Raw genomic sequence first — 17732 nt, forward strand, 5'->3', positions numbered from 1 at the left:
ACGGCAGGTCGGCGCGGCGGCGGGGCCGCCGCCGCGCGCCCCGAGCGCTCGGCTCACGGGGCGAGCTGCGAGACGCCGGGCTTCGGCTCCGACGCGCCGAGGTCCTGCTCGATCCGCTCGTCGACGGGATCGGGCCCGAAGGCGGCGTGCTCGATCCGGGTCGCCCACAGCTCGACCTCGCGCTGCTGGACCCTGCTCGCCACGCGGCGCACGTGCCCGGGCGTCGGCTCGGGCGGCCCCTCGAACGGCGCCCCCTGCCGCCGCGCCCACCGGACGAGGCGATCGAGCACGGCGCGGCGCCGCGTGACCAGCGCGATGCCCAGCCTGCTCGGCGGCGGGAGCGCCTGCTCGTAGCTGCTGTGCGTCGGCGCGCGCACGACGAGCGTCGCGTCGTTCCGGTACGGCGCCTCGATCGAGAACTCGCCGGCGTCGTCGGTCACGGCGCGCGCGACGACGCCGCTGCCGTCGAACGCGGGCACGACGATCGTGAGCTCGGCCTGCGCGATGGGCGCGCCGTCGTGCGCGTCGGCGACGGCGCCGCGCCAGCCGGTCGCGTCGTCGATCGGCCCCACGATCCGCACACCGGCGCGGCCGGGCGGCGCGGCGGGCTTCTCGTCGACCGCGCCGGCGGCCGCGCGCTTCGGCGCGCGCCGCCAGCCGCCGAGCACCCAGCCCGCGATCGCGAGGACGGCGGCGCCGAGCGCGAGCTGCCGCCACACCCCGGGTCCCGCGACGGGAACGTCGATCGCGAGCTCGGCGCCGGGGATCCACCACGGGGCGGCGGGCACGTAGCGGAGCGACAGCGGCACCGTCCCCTCGCGCTCGGCGGTGAACGCGGCGATCACCCGCGCCTTGCCGGCGACCACCGCCGCCGCGCCCACGGGCTCGCCGGCGCGCAGCGCCTCGATGACGCCGCCCTCGACCGTGCCGCCGGACGAGCGCACGTCGACGTCGATCGGCACGCCGTCCTCCGCGCGCGCCGGCTCGACCGGGTGGGAGAGGGCGAGCGTGACCTGCGCGTACCGGACGACGCCCTGGCCGACGCTCGCCTTCGCGAGCGCGGCGGTCCCCTCGAAGCGCGCGCGCAGCGCGCCCTGCCCGGCGCCGCCGAGGCCCTCGGTCGCGAGCTCGAAGCGCGCGCGGCCGTCGCCGCCGGTGGGCGCCTCCGCGAGCCGCGTGCCGCGCTCGTCCTCGAGCGCGACGGGGAGCCGCTCGCGCTCGAACGGCGCGCCGCCGGCGGCGCCGCTGCGATCGATCCGGAGCGACACGGTGACGTTGACCGTCGGGCGATCCAGATCGATCGCGTCGACCGGCGGATCGAACCGGAGGACCACCGGCGCGAGCGGGGCCGCGTGCGTCTCGATCGGGACCTTCGCCTCGGTCGGCTCGTAGAGCTTCCCTCCCGGGAAGCGGACGCGCAGCGTCGCGTTCGCGAGCGGCGCGCGCCCGCGGAGGCAGAACGTGCCCCGCGCGTCGGTCGTGAGCGCGTACCCTCCCTGCGAGGCGCGGTGCTCTCGAACGCGCGCCGCGCCGCCCTCCGCGCACGCCTCCGCCGACGGAAGATCCACGGGGGCGCCGCCGCTCGTGACGGCGTCGATGGAGAGCGGCGCCTCCGCGACCGGGCTCCGCGCGTCGTCGATGACGCTGCCGCGCACGACGAACCCGTCGGGCTCCGTCCACGCGACGGCGTCGATCTGCGCGCTCCCCCGCACATGGATGCGGAGCGGCGCACCTCGCGTCTGCGCGTGGGCCGGGGGCGCCGCGGCGAGGGCCGCCGCCGCGACGAGCGCCGCCTTCAGGCATCGTCTCAAGCCACGCATCTCCCGAACGCCTCCGGCGAGCTCCTCGTCATGGTCGCGCATTATTCGTCACGCGGGCCGAGCCCGGGCAAGGGGAAGCGGATCCGCCGCAGCGCCGAGCTCGAGCTCGCCCGGCGCGCGTCGGCGGGAAGGGGCGGCGAGGGCGAGCGAGGACGTACGCGGACGTGAGCGGACGTGCACGCGACGCGCCGACAGGACGTCGGCAGAGCGCCGGTGAGACGGGTAGATAAGTGGATGATGATGTCGTGTTCACCCTGAAACCCAACGTGTTTCGCGCCTTGAAGCCCCGCGGGCAGGCGGCGTCAAACCGTCCAGTTCGGTGGCAACGAGGAGCGAGCGAATGCAAGGCAAAAGTGCGAGCGTGTGCGCACCAAATTTCGAGTGCAGGCCCGCTGATCCGATCGCCACGGCGGCGATGCGCTCGTGTATCGTCGGACGTGGAATGCGTCGGCCCTTTCCTGCGCTCGTGTTGCTGGTTGTGACGCTCGTACTCTCGCTGATGCCGACGAGGAGCTACGCGGATCAGCGTACGAGCCACTTCGCCGAGCAGCTCAAGACCAACGACGACTACCGCGTCCGGACGCAGGCGGCGCTCGCGCTCGGCGCGTCGGGGGACGACGCCGCCGCGAAGCCGCTCTGCGACGCCCTGACCGACGCCAACGCGTCCGTCAGGGTCGCGGCGGCCGCGGCGCTCGGCAGGCTGGGCAAGCCCGCGGGGCTCGCGTGCCTGCAGCGGGCCGAGGGCCGGGAGCAGACGCCGGCCGTCAAGTCGCAGATGCAGAAGTCGATCGCGACGCTGTCCGCCGGCGGCGGGGGCGGCCCGTCGCCTCCGCCGCCGCCGGGCGCCGACACGAAGTACTACGTGGCCATCGAGATCACGAACAAGAGCGGCCGCCCCGAGTCCGAGATCGAGCCGCTCGTGCGCGCCGCGATGCAGGAGAAGATCCTCTCGAAGGCCGGCTACGCGGTGGCCCCCAAGGGCGAGACGCTCGCCCAGGGCAAGAAGATTCTGAACGGCAAGAAAATGAAGGGCTTCTACCTGCTCGCGACGGTCGAGCCCGCCGTGTACCAGGGGGGCAACCTCACCCAGGTGGTCCGCGTCAGCATGTGGACCTATCCGTCCAAGTCGCTCCAGGGCGAGTTCGCGCCCAAGCTCACGCAGAGCGGCACCCCGAAGAAGGACGTCCAGAGCGAGAACATCCTGATGAAGATGTGCGTCGAGAACGCGGTCGAGACCTTCCACAAGGTCGTCGCCTCGCTGTGACGCATCATCGCGGCTCGATATTGGCTTTCCCCGTGCCTCACGACCCTTGTCATCTCCAGCCAGCTTCGAGGATCCCATGAGCGACGCTTCCAGCACGGCCCCGCAGACCTCCGCCCCGGAGGTCAGAGCGCGCTACCAGCGGAGCGCGCGGAACTACCTGCTCGATCAGAAATTCCAGCTGAAATACACGGGGTTCCTCGTGGGGATCAGCCTCGCGCTCTCCGCGGCGCTCGGGATCCTCCTCTGGAACGCCAGCTCGAAGATCATCGAGCAGAGCCGCACCGCCGTGCAGCAGGGGCAAGAGATCGTCCGTCAGGGTCAGGAGACCGTCAAGCGCGGCCAGGAGGTGCTCGTCCAGAGCCGCCGGGTCAGCGAGGTCGTCGCGATGAACATCGCGAAGGAGTACAAGGACGACCCCGAGCTCGCGAAGACGTTCGGCGAGGCGGCGCAGCGCGACGAGAACAAGCTCAAGGACGAGCAGGCGCGGCTCGAGCGCGACGCGGCGTCGCTGCAGCAGCGCGCCGCGGCGCTCGAGCGGCAGGCCGTCGAGGTCGCGGACAACCAGCAGATGCTGCTCCGCCTCATCGTCGCGCTGCTGTCGCTGCTCGTCCTCGGCGTCGGCGTGGCGGGCATCGTCTTCACGCACAAGATCGCCGGCCCGATCTTCAAGATGAAGCGGCTGCTCCGCCAGGTCGGCGAGGGCAAGCTGGTCGTGCGCGAGCGCCTGCGGAAGGGCGACGAGCTCCAGCACTTCTTCGAAGCGTTCGAGAAGATGGTCGAGGATCTGCGGGCGCGCCAGCAGGCCAAGATCGAGAAGATGGACGCGATCCTCGCGAAGCTGGAGGCCGACGCGCGCGCGCAGAAGGGCGCCGCCGAGATCGACCCCGACGGCGTCGCGCAGCTCAAGCGCCTCCGCACCGAGATGCAAGAGCAGCTCGACGCGTGACCCGCTCGCGCGCCGCCCGAGCGGCGCGCGCCTCCTCGAGCAGCCCTGCAGCAGCTCGAAATCGACCCAAAATCAACCCCAAAAATTGAAGCTCGTGGAGCGGCCGCTGGCCGCGCACTCTTCCAACTCCAACGTCGCCGCGCGGGGCTCGCCCGCACAGCAGACGGGTCCAGATCGGCGTTTTCGGCGCGCAGGCGTGCTCACGCACGCCGAGCACCGAAAACGTCGAGATGGGCCCGTATCCGCAGCGGGCGAGCCCCGCGCTAGAAGGCAGCTTTGATGAGCTCGACTGCCGCCTCGCCGTTCGGGAGGAACGTCACCGACGCGGCGTCGAAGCGCATCCGCTCCACGCCGCGCACGCGCGAGAAGCGGGCGCGCCAGAGCTGCTCTCCGGCGCGCCGCACGCGCGCTCGCTTTCCCGCGTCGATGCTGTCGAGGGCGCGGACGTACGAGCCGGCGCCGCGCGTCCGCACCTCGATGATCGCGATGACCGGGCCGTCCCGCGCGATCACGTCGATCTCCAGGCGGCCGACCCGCGCGTTGCGCGCGACCACCTCGATCCCTTGCGCCGCTAGGTAGGCGACGACGGCGTCTTCGGCGCGCGCCCCGAGCGCTCTCCGCGCGTCCGCCGGCGGAGCGGCAGCGGGCGCGATCTCCGCGCGGCGAGACGACGCGCCACCGAGGTCGCCGCGCTCGTCGGCGCCCGCGGCGCGCGCGCCTCCCGCGAGCCCGCCGTCGCGCGTCGCACGGACCGGCGGCTCTCCGGTGCGCGACGTGCGCGCCGGCGGCGAGCCGTCGTGTGAGCCTGAACCGTCGCTGGAGGGAAGGGCGCCGCCGGTCCGATCGACCGGCGCACGCCGAGGGCTGCGCGAGGCGCGGCGGCCCGTCACCCGATGCCTAGAAGCCCGCGCACTGGTCCGAGTTGACGCGGCCGGGCACGTCGGCGCACTCCCCCTCGCTCTCGAACTGCGAGCCCTGCTTGATGCAGTACTTGCCGGTGAGGAGCGGGTCCCCGAGCCCGACGTTCGGGCGGATCTCGGAGCAGGTGAAGCCCTGCGGGCACTCACAGAAGTTGAAGTTCGGATCGTCCGGCTCCCCGTCGGCCACGCCGCACCGGCAGGAGCAGTACACCGCCTGCTGTGCGTTCCGTTGCGAGTCGGGGGCGCACTGGCCGCAGACGGGCGACGCGACGGGAGCCTCGGTCCCCGGCACGCAGCAGGGCTTGCCCGCGTTGTCCTCAGCAGTCGGGTCCTGGCAGCCGACGAATTCGCCCTTGTCGTTCAGGGCGCGGCACACGTGCGCTTTGCACATGCCGTCGCTGTCGCAGCGCCAGCCCTCGCCGTAGCAGTCGTCGTCGGTCTGGCACCGGCAGTCCTGGTTCCCAGCGCAGTTCGGCGGCTCGACCGCCCCGGACAGAACGCATTCGCCCTTGTCGCCGCAGGACGCCGCGTTGTTCGGATCGCAGGGCGCCGGCGCCTCCTGGCCGAGGGGGCAGCTCACGCGCCCCTGGAAGTGGTTCACCAGGCAGATCCGCGTCTGGCACTGGAAGGACCGCGATTCGATGTTCTCTTCCGTCACCTTGAAGCCAGCGAACTGCGGATCGTACTCGTCTTCGGGCAGGCACGGGTCGCCCACGCCGCCGCTTTCACACGCGGAGGGCAGGCTCGCCATAGCGACGACGCTGAGCAGGCCGAGCAGGCCGGACAGAATGGAACGGGTCATCAGAACGTGCTCCTTCGGCGGCGGTGCGCGCCTTCGCCTCGGCAGAAGGCGCGCGGACGGGAGGCAAGAAAACGCTCAAGTCGAGGTGCTCAAAGGCACAACGTCAGCGGTTGGACCCTAGACGAAGCGCGCCTTGAGCGTCAACAGCCGGATGGGGCGCGCCCCGCCGAGGTGGGGCGCCGTCGCCGGCGCGCAACGTTCGACCCCCGCGCCCGGCGGTCCCTTGGCAGGGGGCGGCCACGCTTCCGGGGCGCGGCGCCGGCGTGGCGTTCCCGTGAAGGAAGCGGCGCCGCAGCTCTTCGATAATTCCACCCTCGACTGCTACGCAGTGCGCAACCCCAAGGCCGACGCGGCGCCCGGTGTCCGAGGCCAGGAATGTAGCGCAGGCCCACGGCCGGCATCGCTTGACAAGCCGCGCGCCACAATCCTACCATCCCCCGCCACACGCAAGTATCCGTTGATTCTCATTGAACTTTTTGGTTCTCGACCGAGCTGCCTCGGGGGTCTACGGCGCGCGCTTCCGGTGTGTGGAGCCGCGAACGGGGCGAAGGGGCCACGATCTTTACGTCGCCGAAAGCGAGGAACGACGATGCGGAACCGGCTGGCGAGTATCTGCCTTGTAGCTTCTGCCCTCTTGCTCTCCCCCGCCGTGGGGCACGCGCAGGCCGGCAAGGGTAAGCCCGTCGCGGCTGGAAAGGCGGACGCCAAGGGCGGCACGAAGCCCAACAAGGAGATCAACCTCGACGAGGATGCGGGCCCCGTGACGGCGGGCCAGATGACGGAGGAGGCGGCGCAGGCGAAGCGGCTGTTCGACAGCGAGCGGTGGAGCGACGCCGCGCGGCAGCTGAAGCGCGTCGTCGACGGCGACACGGGGGACGACGAGGGCAACCGCCAGATCGCGCAGTACCACCTCGCGATCGCGCTGTACCGGCTGCAGTTCTACCAGGCGAGCTATGCGATCTTCTCGCAGGTCGCCGACAAGCCGAGCCACCTCAAGTTCAACGAGACGCTGCTCTGGCTGTCCAAGCTCGCGACGCAGCTCCCCGAGCCGGCGGACATCATCGAGCGCGTCGGCAAGTACAAGACCGAGCAGATCGCGCGGTTCAACAACCCCCAGCAGCGCGACCTCTACTGGCAGCTGAACTACCTGCTCGGCCGCTACAAGTACCGGAACCGGAACTACGAGGAGGCGATCGCCCTCTTCGCGAAGGTCGACCCCAAGAGCAAGTACTACGTCCAGGCCCAGTTCTTCAGCGGCATCTCGTACGTGCAGCTGCGCAAGTCGGTGCCGGCGGTCAAGTCGTTCCAGCGGATCGTCCAGGCGATCGACGAGGGCGTCGAGGGCGTCGAGGACGAGGCGCGCATGCGCGACCTCGCGTTCCTCTCGATGGCGCGCACCTACTACTCGGCCTCCGTCCGCCTCGACGACAACAACGTCCCGACGATCGACGCCGCGAAGCTCTCGGCCGCCGTCAAGTACTGGAACCGCGTCGACGTCGCGAGCGAGTACTGGCTGGACAGCCTCTTCGAGCAGTCCTGGGCGTACTTCATGGCCGGGCTGTACCCGCAGGCCCTCGGCAACATCCACACGATCGAGTCGCCCTACTTCCCGAACTCGTTCTATCCCGAGGCCGACATCCTGAAGGCGGTCGTCTCCTTCACGATCTGCCAGTACGGCGACGCGACGACGATCGTCGCGAAGATGAAGAAGAAGTACGAGCCGATCAAGAAGGAGCTCGAGTCGATCCTGAACCGGTTCCAGGGGGAGGGGAACGAGGAGCGCTTCTTCCAGTTCCTGAAGGACGTGAGCGCCGGCAAGGCGAACCTGTCGCCGACGGTCCGCCCGATCGTCGAGAACGCGCTCTCGGATCGCCAGCTCCGCCGCAACATGGAGTACGTGCGCGTGCTCGACGAGGAGGCGGAGCGGTTCAAGAAGGCGCCCGTCAACTTCCGCAACTCTCCGGTCGGCAGCGAGGTGACCGACGCCCTCGAGTTCGCGCGGAGCCTCGCGATCCGGAACGCCGGCACGCTCGGCCGGGAGCGCTACCAGCGCAACCTCGACGAGCTCAACGAGCACCTCCGCGACTCGTCGAAGATCCTCATCGACATCACCGCGGCCGAGCGGAACAAGCTCGACCAGCAGGTCGTCAGCGGCCAGCTCTCGAAGGAGGACGCGCTCACGTACGGCGTCGTCAAGCCCGACGATGAGCACGTGCTGTGGCCGTTCGACGGCGAGTACTGGCGCGACGAGCTCGGCTTCTACCGGCAGGTCGTGACGTCGAAGTGCAGCAAGTGAAAGATTTCTTAAACGTTTGCCCCGCGGCCTGGGACCGCGGGGCAGGGAGCGCTTCCTCACGGGGGTCCGTGGCGGAGGGACGGAGATGGAGATGAAGCAGTCGAAGTTCGGTGTACTGCATGCGCTCCGCGCGGCGGCAGGCACGCTGGCCGTGGCGGCGTGCGCCGTCACGACGAGCCCCGCGTCGGCGGCCGACGCATGCATCACGCAGCCCGCGAAGGACGCGATCGCCGCGTGTCCGGGCGGCAAGCTGCAGGTGTCGGCGGGCAAGAAGCCGCAGGTCAGCTTCAAGTCGGCCCCCACGGGCATCCAGCTGAAGAAGCGCGACGACCTGACGAAGCCGGCCAACCCGACCGCGTCGCAGGCCTCGGCGCAGCGCGACGAGCGGCGCAACCGCCTCGCCCCGAAGGTGAGGAGCCTGCTCATCACCGAGATCCAGGGCCTCGAGAGCCTGTACGCCTCGACGCCGAAGAACGCGCCGGATCGGCCGAAGCTGATGCGGCGCCTGGCCGAGGGGTACGTCGAGCTGGAGTCGGCGGCGTTCCGCGACAAGACCGAGGGGCAGATCAAGGCGGACGAGGCCAAGCGGAAGAACCCGAAGGCCGTCGCCGGGATCCAGGCCGAGGTCGGCAAGGCCGACAAGATCCTCGTCGCCGCGCGGAAGAGCGCGATCAAGTACTACACGCAGCTCAAGACGCAGTACCCGAAGTACTGCCAGAGCACCAACGCGTCCGACCCCGCGAAGAGCACGGGCTGCACGGACGAGGTCCTCTACTACCTCGCGTACGAGTACGAGCAGGCGCAGCAGCTCGAGGACGCGCGCAAGGTCTACTTCGAGCTCATCAAGAACTGGCCCAACTCGAAGTACATCCCGAACGCGTACCTCGCGTTCGGCGAGCTCTTCTTCAACGAGGCGCAGGGCGACCCGTCCAAGTGGGACCTGGCCGAGCAGTCGTACGTCAAGGTCACCCAGTACCCGCCGCCCGAGAACAAGGTCTGGGGCTACGCCCACTACAAGCTCGGGTACGTCTACTGGAACAAGGGCGACTTCGCCCGCGCCATCAGCGAGTTCAAGAAGACGATCGAGTACGGCCAGCAGTTCCAGCAGATGCCGAACGCGGCCCAGCTCGCGGTCTCGGCGCGGCGCGACATCATCCCGGTCTACGCGCTCGCGGGCGACCCGCGGAAGTCCCATGACTTCCTCCGGCCGCTCAGCGGCGACTCGAGCGGCAGCTCCGAGAAGACGTTCAAGATGATGGACGACCTCGGGCAGAACTACCTCGACACCGGTCATTACAAGGAGGGCATCGAGCTCTACACCGACCTGATGACCCGCGATCGGGGCCCGAAGTACTGCGTCTACCAGGGGCACATCGCCGAGGCGACGCTCGCCATGAAGTCTGGCAACAAGGACCAGATCATGGACGTGCTCGGGCGCCAGCTCGACGTGCACAACAAGTTCCAGGGCGAGGGGCACCCGGCGGACGCCAAGCTGAAGTGCTCCAACATCACCGCCGGCCTGCTGACCGAGACGGCGATGGCCTGGCACCTCGAGGCGGTGGGCTCGGGCGGCGTGCGCGGCACCGGCGACAAGAAGACGATGCAGCTGGCCGCGCAGCTCTACGACAAGGTCGTCAACAACTTCAAGCAGGAGCAGTTCGCCAAGTTCGAGTTCCCCCGCATCCTGAAGGAGGACTGGCCGAACATCTTCAAGATCAAGTACGCGATGGCCGACCTCCTGTACTTCCAGAAGGACTGGGCCAAGTGCGGTCCGGCCTTCGACTCGGTCGTGGCGGAGGATCCGAACGGCCCGCAGGCAGCGGAGGCCGCGTACGCCTCGGTGCTCTGTTACCAGAACATCTACACCGAGACCCACAAGGACGGCTCCCACCTGAAGGGGTCCGGCAACCTCCCGGACGGGGGGACGGGCAAGAAGGGCGAGAAGGACAAGAAGGCGGACAAGGCGAAGTTCCAGCCCAAGGAGTTCAGCGACAGCCAGAAGGGCATGATCACCGCCTTCAATCGCTACGTCTGCTACATCAAGCCCGCCGCGAACGACAAGGAGGCGCAGGAGCAGTACGTCGAGGTGAAGTACGCGCGCGGCCGCACGTACTTCGAGGCGCAGCACTGGGAGGAGGCGGCGCTCGCGTTCCGCGACGTGGCGCTGAACCACGCCGACAAGGAAGTCGGCATCTACGCGTCCCAGCTCTACCTCGAGTCGCTCAACGTCCTCGGCGCGAACATGGACCCGCCGCGTCCGTCTTGTTACGACGACATGGCCGCGGACGTGCCCAAGTTCATCGACCTCTACTGCAAGGGCGGCAAGGAGAAGGAGAACGCCGAGCAGTGCGGCATCCTGATCCGCATCCAGCGCGACATCGAGCGCCTGCGCGCCCAGAAGCTGGTCGAGGCGGCGGACGCGTCCGGTGGCGTCGAGGCCCTCAAGAACTACGAGAAGGCCGCCATCGCCTACATGGACATGTGGAAGAAGTACGGCGAGGCCGCCTGCGAGGCGAAGCAGCCCGCGTGCGAGAAGAGCGAGGAGATCCTCTACAACGCCGCGAAGGCGTTCCAGGCCGCTCGCCTCATCGCCAAGTCGATTGCAGCCCGTAAGATCCTGCTCGACCCGAGGTACAACCTCCACAACACCGAGCTGGCGAAGACGTCGATCTACGAGATCGGCGGCAACTACCAGGCGATCGCGGTCTACGACGAGGCGGCGAGCTGGTACGAGCGCTACGCCCGCGAGAACCCGAAGGGGGAGAAGGCCGCGGAGGCGCTCCAGGACGCGGTCGTGCTGCGGCTCGGCCTCGGCCAGGAGGACCAGGCCATCAAGGACGCCGACCTCTTCAACAAGAACTACGGCAAGGCGAAGCCCGCGCAGACCGCGCAGATCGCGTTCGCGATCGGCGCGCACTACATCGACCGCGAGGACTGGGATCAGGCGCGCAGGCGGCTGTCGACGGCGATGCCGCAGATCGACCGCAACGCGACGTTCGACGTCCAGGTGCAGGCGCACGCGATGTACGCGCGGGTCCTCCTGCAGACGAAGAGCGTGACCCCGGCGAACGGCGAGTACAACAAGGTCCGCGGTTACTGGAAGGACCCCGCGGCCGCGATGAAGAAGCTCGACGCGATCGGCGGCGAGGAGCCGGAGAAGCTGCGCCGGCTCGGCAAGGTGCTGACCGCGGTCGGCGAGGCTTACTTCCACTTCGCGGAGCAGAAGCGGAAGGAAGTCGATAAGATCAAGTTCCCCGAGTACAAGGGCGCCGGGAACCGCGAGGACGTCCTCAAGCACATCAACACCAAGGTCGCGGACTGGGTGAAGAAGAAGCGCCCGGCGATCGAGGCGGCCGACGCGGAGTACCAGAAGATCCTCAAGCTGGAGCCCACGCCTCCGCCGAGGTGGGTCATCGCCGCCGGCGCGCGCGTCGGTCAGATGTGGGGCAAGTTCGTCGCCGAGTTCCGCGCCGCGCCCATCCCCAAGGAGTGGAAGGGGCACGGCATGGTGCCGGGCACCGACGTCTCGTACGACGAGATCCGAGGCGAGTACTACTCGCGCCTGGACGAGGCGAGCGAGCCGCAGAAGCAGATGGCGAAGGGCGCGTTCAAGACCTGCCTCGACCTGTCGGTGAAGTACCAGTACTTCGACGACTACTCCCGCACCTGCGAGGTGTGGCTGTCGAAGAACTACGGCGCCGAGTACCACCTCATCGACGAATTCCGCGGCTCTCCGTCGCGGGTCAACTCCGGCCTGAGCGATCGTCCGGCGCCGCTGAACCTCGACGGGACGCCCTACCGCGAAGCGCCGACCGTCACGGACAAGCCGGCGGCGGCGGCGAGCAAGGAAGAGGGTGAGGACAAGAAGGCGGCGCCCGGCGGCTCGAAGGAAGGCTCGGCGCTCGATCGGGCCACGACCCGACCCAGGAAGTGATGGAGCGAAACATGAAGAGCTTCACCTCATTGGCAGCGGTTGCGGTGCTCCTCCTGGCCGCGACGGGTTGTGGCGGCGGGAGCGTCAGCGGTACGTCTCGCGCGGCGAAGGATCCGACGACCGGCAAGGAGATCACCGACAGCAAGGGCAACGCCGTGTCGGTCGCGGCGGCCAACAAGTTCAAGACCGCCATGGACGCCATGGTCCAGCACGACAAGGCGGCCGACTGGAACGAGGCGACCTGCAGCTCGACGGCCCAGCTGTTCCTCGACGCGGCGAACGAGCAAGGGGACGCGACGTTCGCCGAGGCCATCTACAACGCGGGGCTCGCGTACCAGCGTTGCAAGAAGGACTCGGAGGCGAAGAAGTACTTCCAGCAGGCGCTCCAGAAGAACCCGAAGTTCCACCCGGCGCGCGTCCAGGTGGCGCTCTACAACCTGGCGGAGTCGGGCGAGAGGAACATCGACGCGGCGATCAGCGAGATGCGCCAGGCCGCCGTCGTCGACGCCCAGTACAAGAACGTCGAGGCGCTCGTGCACCTCGCGCTCCTGTACATGAAGCGCGGCAACAACGTCGCCGACAACGATGGCCCCAACGACTTCCAGCGCGCGAAGCGGTACATCCAGAGCGCGCTGGCCGTCGACGACGCCTTCATGCCGGCCTTCAACCAGCTCGCCATCTACTACCTGGAGACGGCGAAGCAGAAGGCGGGCAGGAGGTCGGGCAAGGCGGTCGCGACCAACGTCAGCAAGCAGAAGAAGGTCGACACGCAGGCGCTGGAGCTCGCCGCGCTGGTCTGCTCTCAAGCCATCCGCAAGAACCCGAACTACGCGCCGATCCACAACACCGCGGGCATGATCCAGGTCGAGCTCGCGAACCTGAACGGCGCCGTGCAGGAGTTCAACATCGCGAGGAAGCTCGACCCGACCTTCTACGAGGCGCAGATGAACTACGCCGCGGTGAACCTGCAGTTCCGTGGGTTCCAGCAGGCGGACGAGGCGTACCGCGCGGCCCTGAAGATGCGTCCGAACGACTACGACGCTCACCTGGGGCTCGCGCTCGCCCTGCGCGGTCAGATCGACGACTCGAACTTCGACAACATGGTGGCGGCCGCCGGCGCCGAGCTCGAGGCCGCCAAGAAGCTCGCCCCCGAGCGCCCCGAGACCTACTACAACGAGGCGATCCTGACCCAGGAGTACAAGGCGAAGTCGGGCGGCAAGGCCGCCGAGGGCGCCCTCATGTCGGCGAAGGGGCTGTTCGGCCAATTCATCCAGAAGGCGGGCTCCAATACCGAGTTCGCCGACGCGGTGAAGCGGTCGAAGGAGCGCATGGAGGAGATCGACCAGATCATCGCCTTCAACAAGCAGACCGAGGCCGAGCGCAAGGCGGCCGAGGCCGACATGAAGACGAAGGAAGCCGAGCAGGAGGCAGCTGCCGGGAGCGAGGGCGAAGGGGGAGAAGGGGCGACTCCGGCTCCGTAGGCAGCAGGAGCCCTGTCTCCGATGCTGTCGGACGAGCGCCGCGAGCGGCCCGAGCCGCCAGGGAGAGCGAGCGAGGAAACCTGAAGATTTCCGAGCGAGCTCAACTGGCATGCCGGGCCGCGTAGCGGCGCGTCAGACAGCGCGTCGAGCCCCCTTCTCTCGCTGACGTAAAGAGAAGGGGGCTCGGCGTTTTCGTCGCAACGCTCTGGGAACCTTGGGTGGATTCGGTTGTCGATGCGAGCGTGGGTCGTGCTCTCCGTCGCACCGATGACATGCGAAGCTGGTTGACCGGCCGCCGTGTAAGGCGGTACAATGGCACTGTAACCGCGTCGAAAGATTGTCAGGAGGCTGGAATGAGAGGGTTGACCCGATTGGGTGCGGGAGTCGTCGCTGCCGTTCTTACGAGCGTGGTCGCCTCATCGGCGTTCGCGCAGGCCGCTCAGGGCGGCGGTGGCGGCGCGAAGAAGGAAGAGGGCTACGGGTACGAGTTCTCCGACGATCCGCTGAATGCGGGCGGATTCGGCCCCAACGACGCCACCATCCGCGTGCGGCCCGGCCCCGTCCGGACGACGCTGATCCGGCCCCGTACCTCGTTCGTTCCGGAGATGCTCAAGTCGGTCGAGAACCTCTGATGTGCTGGGCAGGTTGGCACCTGCCCTATCGATGGATCCCCCGGAGCCGGGGGCGTGCGCCGCGGGGCGTATAGGGAAGGCTGGCGGAGATGGAAGGCAAGCAAAGGGTCGCTCTCACATTTGCGCTCTACCAAAACGAAGCGCTCGTCCGTCGGGAGACGATCACGCAGGATATCGTCAAGGTAGGCAAGGACGCGAAGAGCCATCTGCGTGTCGATGACGAGCTTGCCTCGCGCATGCACGCGGTCATCGAGGTCGCCTCCCCGCAGGACATCACGCTCATCGATCTCGGCAACGAGCCGGGGACGATGGTGAACGGGGCGCGCGTCAACAAGTGCAAGATCAGCCCCGGCGATCAGCTCCAGATCGGCGGCACGAAGATCATGCTGGAGCGCGCCGAGCCGGTGGCGGTGGCCGCGGCAGCGGGCCCTGCCAAGGCGGTCCCCGCGAACCCGTTCGCCGCCGCGCCGCCCGCGAACCCGTTCGCCGCCGCGCCGCCCGCGAACCCGTTCGCCGCCGCGCCCGCGAACCCGTTCGCCGCGACCGCCGCGAGCGGGGCAGATCCGTTTGCCTACAACAACCCGTTCGCGCAGTCGGCGTCCGCGGTCGACGAGGTGCCCCCGGACGCGCCCGAAGGCTCCTACACGTACACGCTCGTGAAGAACGGGCCGGACGTGCCGAGCGAGGAGGTCGAGGTCCCGGCGGCGTCCGTCGAGATCATGATTCTGTGGGATGCCGCGGTGCTTCACGTCGCGCACCTCACGCCGCCGCGCTCCTTCTACGTGGGTGAGGAGGAGGGCAAAAACTTCAAGTGTGACTACTTCATCCCCTCGGAGAAGCTCGGCACCACGCGGGCGCCCATCGTCCTCGCCGACCGCTCGGGCTCGGTCTCCGTGGTGCTCCTGCCCCGCGCCACCGGCACCATCGAGATCCCCGGCACGCCGAAGATCACGGTGCAGCAGGCGATCGACCAGGGCCGCGCGCAGCCGTGCTCCGAGCTGTCGGGCGCCTACCAGATGGCGCTCCCGTCCGGCGCCAAGGCGAAGGTCGAGCTCGACGGCATCGTCTTCCAGGTGTCCGCCGTGAACGCGGGCAAGGTCGTGGCCGGCCACTTCCAGCTGGACACGCAGAGCCTGCTGTACACGGGCCTCTCCATGGCGGTGCACCTCGGGCTGCTCGCGGCGATGGCCTTCTTCATGCCGCCGCTCGGCGACACCGGCGAGGACGGGATCTCCGCGGACCAGCAGTTCCTCATCCAGCAGTACCTCGCGGCGGCCGCCGAGAAGGAGATGGAGGAGAAGGAGACCGAGCAGGTCGCCGAGAACGCCGCGGACAACAAGGAGGGCGGCACCGGTACGCGCGCCAAGGGTGAAGAGGGTTCGATGGGTAACCCGAACACCAAGGCCACCGGCAACCGCTACGGCGTCCAGGGCCCTGCGGACAACCCGGATCCGCACATCGCCCGCCAGGCCGCGCTGCGCGACGCCGCCGAGTTCGGCATGATCGGTCTGCTGAACGCCGGCGCCGGCGGCGACCCGAACGCCCCGACCGCGCCGTGGGGCCGCGACGATTCGCTCGGCAACGATGCGCTGAGCGCCCGCGGCAACATGTGGGGTGATCAGATCGGCGACTCCTTCGGTGCGGGCGGCCTCGGCCTCTCCGGTATCGGCGAGGGCGGCGGCGGGCGCGGCGAGGGTATCGGCCTCGGCTCGATCGGGACCATCGGCCACGGCGCCGGCACCGGCACCGGTCAGGGCTTTGGCTCCGGCCACGGCCGCCTCGGCGGGTCGCATCGCACCAAGCCGCCGCAGGTGCGCATGGGTGCGACGAGCGTGAGCGGCCGCCTGCCGCCCGAGGTCATCCAGCGTATCGTTCGCCAGAACTTCGGTCGATTCCGGCTTTGCTACGAGAACGGGCTCAGGAACAACCCGAACCTGCAGGGCCGCGTTGCGGTGCGCTTCGTCATCGGGCGCGACGGCGCGGTCTCGAACGTCGGTAACGGCGGCTCGGATCTGCCGGACAACGGCGTGGTCTCCTGCGTGGTGCGGGCGTTCTACGGCCTGTCGTTCCCGCAGCCCGAGGGCGGTATCGTCACCGTCGTCTACCCGATCATGCTCAGCCCCGGCGGCTGAGCCCGCCTCGCTGGTCGGCTCGCTCGAACGCCCCGCACGCACCGTGCGGGGCGTTCGCCATTTCCCGGACCGGACGCAGCAGGCGCCGGGCGCCGCGCGGCGTCTCCGGCGGCCGCCGCGCCGTGGTCGCAGGGGGGCGCATCAGGTCGCCGCGCCGCGATCGCGGGGGGACCGCGCCAGGTCGCCGTGCGGCGTCGCGTGGACGCCCACCAGGTCGCCGTGCGTCGTCGCAGGGGAGGGGGGCGGGGGCCCGCCGGAAGGCGCTGCCGACCGGCGCAAGGGCGGGTCTGAAGCCCTGGACTTCCGCGGTTCGCTCCGCCTATTCTCGCGACGCCGCGCGAGGTTGAACGCGCGCCACCTCAGGAAGCTTGTGACGGTGCCACACGGAGCGGCGCAGCCCGTCTCCGGATTGCTGAAGGAGCGGCGCAGCCGGCTCCGGGGACTGTTGGACGGAGCGGCGCAGCCGGCTCCCGGGACTGTTGGGCGGAGCGGCGCAGCCGGCTCCGAGGACTGTTGGAGAGGGGCGACGCGACGCCCGCGGACACTTCGACGCTGGCAGAGCCGATCCCATTCGAAAGGTGAGCAGATGAAGCTTGGAGCATTCTTGATGGTTGGGCTGGTCGCGGCGAGCGCGGCGGGGATGGGCTGCTCCCGGCATCGGCAGGAGGCCGTCATCCTGGCGAATCAGGCCGACAAGGAGGTCGCCGTCAACCCCGAGGGCGCGGCCAACAAGTACGAGCAGGCGACCAAGCTCGACCCCACGAACCACCGCATCTTCTTCAAGCTGGCGATGGCGTACAAGAAGCGGGACGAGTGGGACAAGGTCGCATCGACGCTGGCCCGCGCCACGCAGATCGCGCCGAAGTTCGCCAACTACTGGTTCGAGCGGGGCTGGGCGCTCGAGCAGCAGGCGAAGAAGAAGACGATCTCCTACGAAGAGGCCAAAGAGCCCTACCAGAAGTGTATCGAGAACGATCCCAACTTCGCGGACTGCTACTCGCAGCTCGGGAACGTTTACCTCTGGACGGACGACGAGCAGAAGGCGCTCGAGAACCTCACCAAGGCGATCGAGCACAACCCGAGCGAGATCCGGTACTACGCGGCGCTCGCCGATCTCTACATCCGCCTCGGCTACGCGAAGGAGGCCGAGCAGGTGCTCAAGGAGGCGAAGTCGTTCGCGAAGCCCGGGGACAAGTACCTCTTCGGCGTCCACAGCCTGCTCGCGTCGGTCTACCAGGAGCGCGGCTCCACCGCGGAGATGGTGACCGAGCTCGAGGCCGCGAAGGCGGCCGCGCCGCAGGACGGCCCCGAGGCCGTACAGATCCTCTGGAGTCTCGGGAGCACGTACGCGACCCTGGATCCGCCGCGCAAGCAGGAGGCGATCCAGATGCTCAAGGGGTTCACAACGCGCGCCTGCAAGGGATCGAAGGCGGCGAGCTTCAAGACCGAGTGCGAGACGGCGAACACGCTCGTCGCGCGGCTCGGTGGCACGTGACGCCGCTCGC

At 69.1% G+C, this 17732-nt stretch carries 11 protein-coding genes; 8 read left to right on the top strand and 3 right to left on the bottom strand.

What is annotated here, in order from left to right:
• Positions 1-53: 53 nt before the first annotated feature.
• Entirely contained in the window at positions 54-1820 is a 1767-nt protein-coding gene (locus NQZ70_RS18410; RefSeq protein WP_237245406.1) for a carboxypeptidase-like regulatory domain-containing protein, read from the bottom strand.
• A 478-nt stretch (positions 1821-2298) separates the two neighbouring features.
• Here NQZ70_RS18410 and NQZ70_RS18415 point away from each other — a divergent pair, with 478 nt between their 5' ends.
• The gene (locus NQZ70_RS18415) at positions 2299-3084 is read left to right on the top strand and encodes a HEAT repeat domain-containing protein (RefSeq protein ID WP_129575377.1); all 786 of its coding nucleotides are present in this window, start codon (positions 2299-2301) and stop codon (positions 3082-3084) included.
• Between the two features lie 76 nt (positions 3085-3160).
• Positions 3161-4030, top strand: a complete 870-nt coding sequence (locus NQZ70_RS18420) for a HAMP domain-containing protein (protein ID WP_129575378.1) — start codon at positions 3161-3163, stop codon at positions 4028-4030.
• Positions 4031-4293: 263 nt separating this feature from the next.
• Here NQZ70_RS18420 and NQZ70_RS18425 read toward each other — a convergent pair whose 3' ends face one another.
• Positions 4294-4920, bottom strand: coding sequence for a YraN family protein (locus tag NQZ70_RS18425; protein ID WP_129575379.1), 627 nt, complete (start codon positions 4918-4920; stop codon positions 4294-4296).
• A 7-nt stretch (positions 4921-4927) separates the two neighbouring features.
• Positions 4928-5752, bottom strand: a complete 825-nt coding sequence (locus NQZ70_RS18430) for a hypothetical protein (RefSeq protein ID WP_129575380.1) — start codon at positions 5750-5752, stop codon at positions 4928-4930.
• A gap of 634 nt (positions 5753-6386) precedes the next feature.
• Here NQZ70_RS18430 and NQZ70_RS18435 point away from each other — a divergent pair.
• The 6 genes from NQZ70_RS18435 (at position 6387) to NQZ70_RS18460 (ending at position 17722) form a co-directional block, all read left to right on the top strand.
• Positions 6387-8048 carry a hypothetical protein gene (locus NQZ70_RS18435; protein WP_237245408.1) on the top strand — a complete coding sequence of 554 codons (1662 nt, stop codon included), beginning with the start codon at positions 6387-6389 and terminating at the stop codon, positions 8046-8048.
• A gap of 91 nt (positions 8049-8139) precedes the next feature.
• Positions 8140-11982: a hypothetical protein gene (locus NQZ70_RS18440; RefSeq protein WP_237245409.1), complete on the top strand. Its 3843-nt coding sequence runs from the start codon at positions 8140-8142 to the stop codon at positions 11980-11982.
• Positions 11983-11993: 11 nt separating this feature from the next.
• Positions 11994-13463: a lipopolysaccharide assembly protein LapB gene (locus NQZ70_RS18445; RefSeq protein ID WP_237245410.1), complete on the top strand. Its 1470-nt coding sequence runs from the start codon at positions 11994-11996 to the stop codon at positions 13461-13463.
• 353 nt (positions 13464-13816) lie between these two features.
• Positions 13817-14095 carry a hypothetical protein gene (locus NQZ70_RS18450; RefSeq protein ID WP_129575384.1) on the top strand — a complete coding sequence of 93 codons (279 nt, stop codon included), beginning with the start codon at positions 13817-13819 and terminating at the stop codon, positions 14093-14095.
• 89 nt (positions 14096-14184) lie between these two features.
• On the top strand, positions 14185-16227 hold the full coding sequence (locus tag NQZ70_RS18455) for an AgmX/PglI C-terminal domain-containing protein (RefSeq protein ID WP_129575385.1): 2043 nt from the start codon (positions 14185-14187) through the stop codon (positions 16225-16227).
• 586 nt (positions 16228-16813) lie between these two features.
• Complete coding sequence (locus NQZ70_RS18460) at positions 16814-17722, top strand: tetratricopeptide repeat protein (RefSeq protein WP_237245411.1); 909 nt, start codon at positions 16814-16816, stop codon at positions 17720-17722.
• Positions 17723-17732: the final 10 nt, after the last annotated feature.

This window comes from Sorangium sp. So ce836 (assembly GCF_028553905.1).
Taxonomy (GTDB): domain Bacteria; phylum Myxococcota_A; class Polyangia; order Polyangiales; family Polyangiaceae; genus Sorangium; species Sorangium cellulosum_D.

What these genes read in the sequence shown, in the direction of transcription:
- NQZ70_RS18410 (WP_237245406.1), bottom strand. Translation starts at nt 1,820, where the DNA reads ATGCGTGGCTTGAGACGATGCCTGAAGGCGGCGCTCGTCGCGGCGGCG.
- NQZ70_RS18420 (WP_129575378.1), top strand. Translation starts at nt 3,161, where the DNA reads ATGAGCGACGCTTCCAGCACGGCCCCGCAGACCTCCGCCCCGGAGGTC.
- NQZ70_RS18430 (WP_129575380.1), bottom strand. Translation starts at nt 5,752, where the DNA reads ATGACCCGTTCCATTCTGTCCGGCCTGCTCGGCCTGCTCAGCGTCGTC.
- NQZ70_RS18440 (WP_237245409.1), top strand. Translation starts at nt 8,140, where the DNA reads ATGAAGCAGTCGAAGTTCGGTGTACTGCATGCGCTCCGCGCGGCGGCA.
- NQZ70_RS18445 (WP_237245410.1), top strand. Translation starts at nt 11,994, where the DNA reads ATGAAGAGCTTCACCTCATTGGCAGCGGTTGCGGTGCTCCTCCTGGCC.
- NQZ70_RS18450 (WP_129575384.1), top strand. Translation starts at nt 13,817, where the DNA reads ATGAGAGGGTTGACCCGATTGGGTGCGGGAGTCGTCGCTGCCGTTCTT.
- NQZ70_RS18455 (WP_129575385.1), top strand. Translation starts at nt 14,185, where the DNA reads ATGGAAGGCAAGCAAAGGGTCGCTCTCACATTTGCGCTCTACCAAAAC.
- NQZ70_RS18460 (WP_237245411.1), top strand. Translation starts at nt 16,814, where the DNA reads ATGAAGCTTGGAGCATTCTTGATGGTTGGGCTGGTCGCGGCGAGCGCG.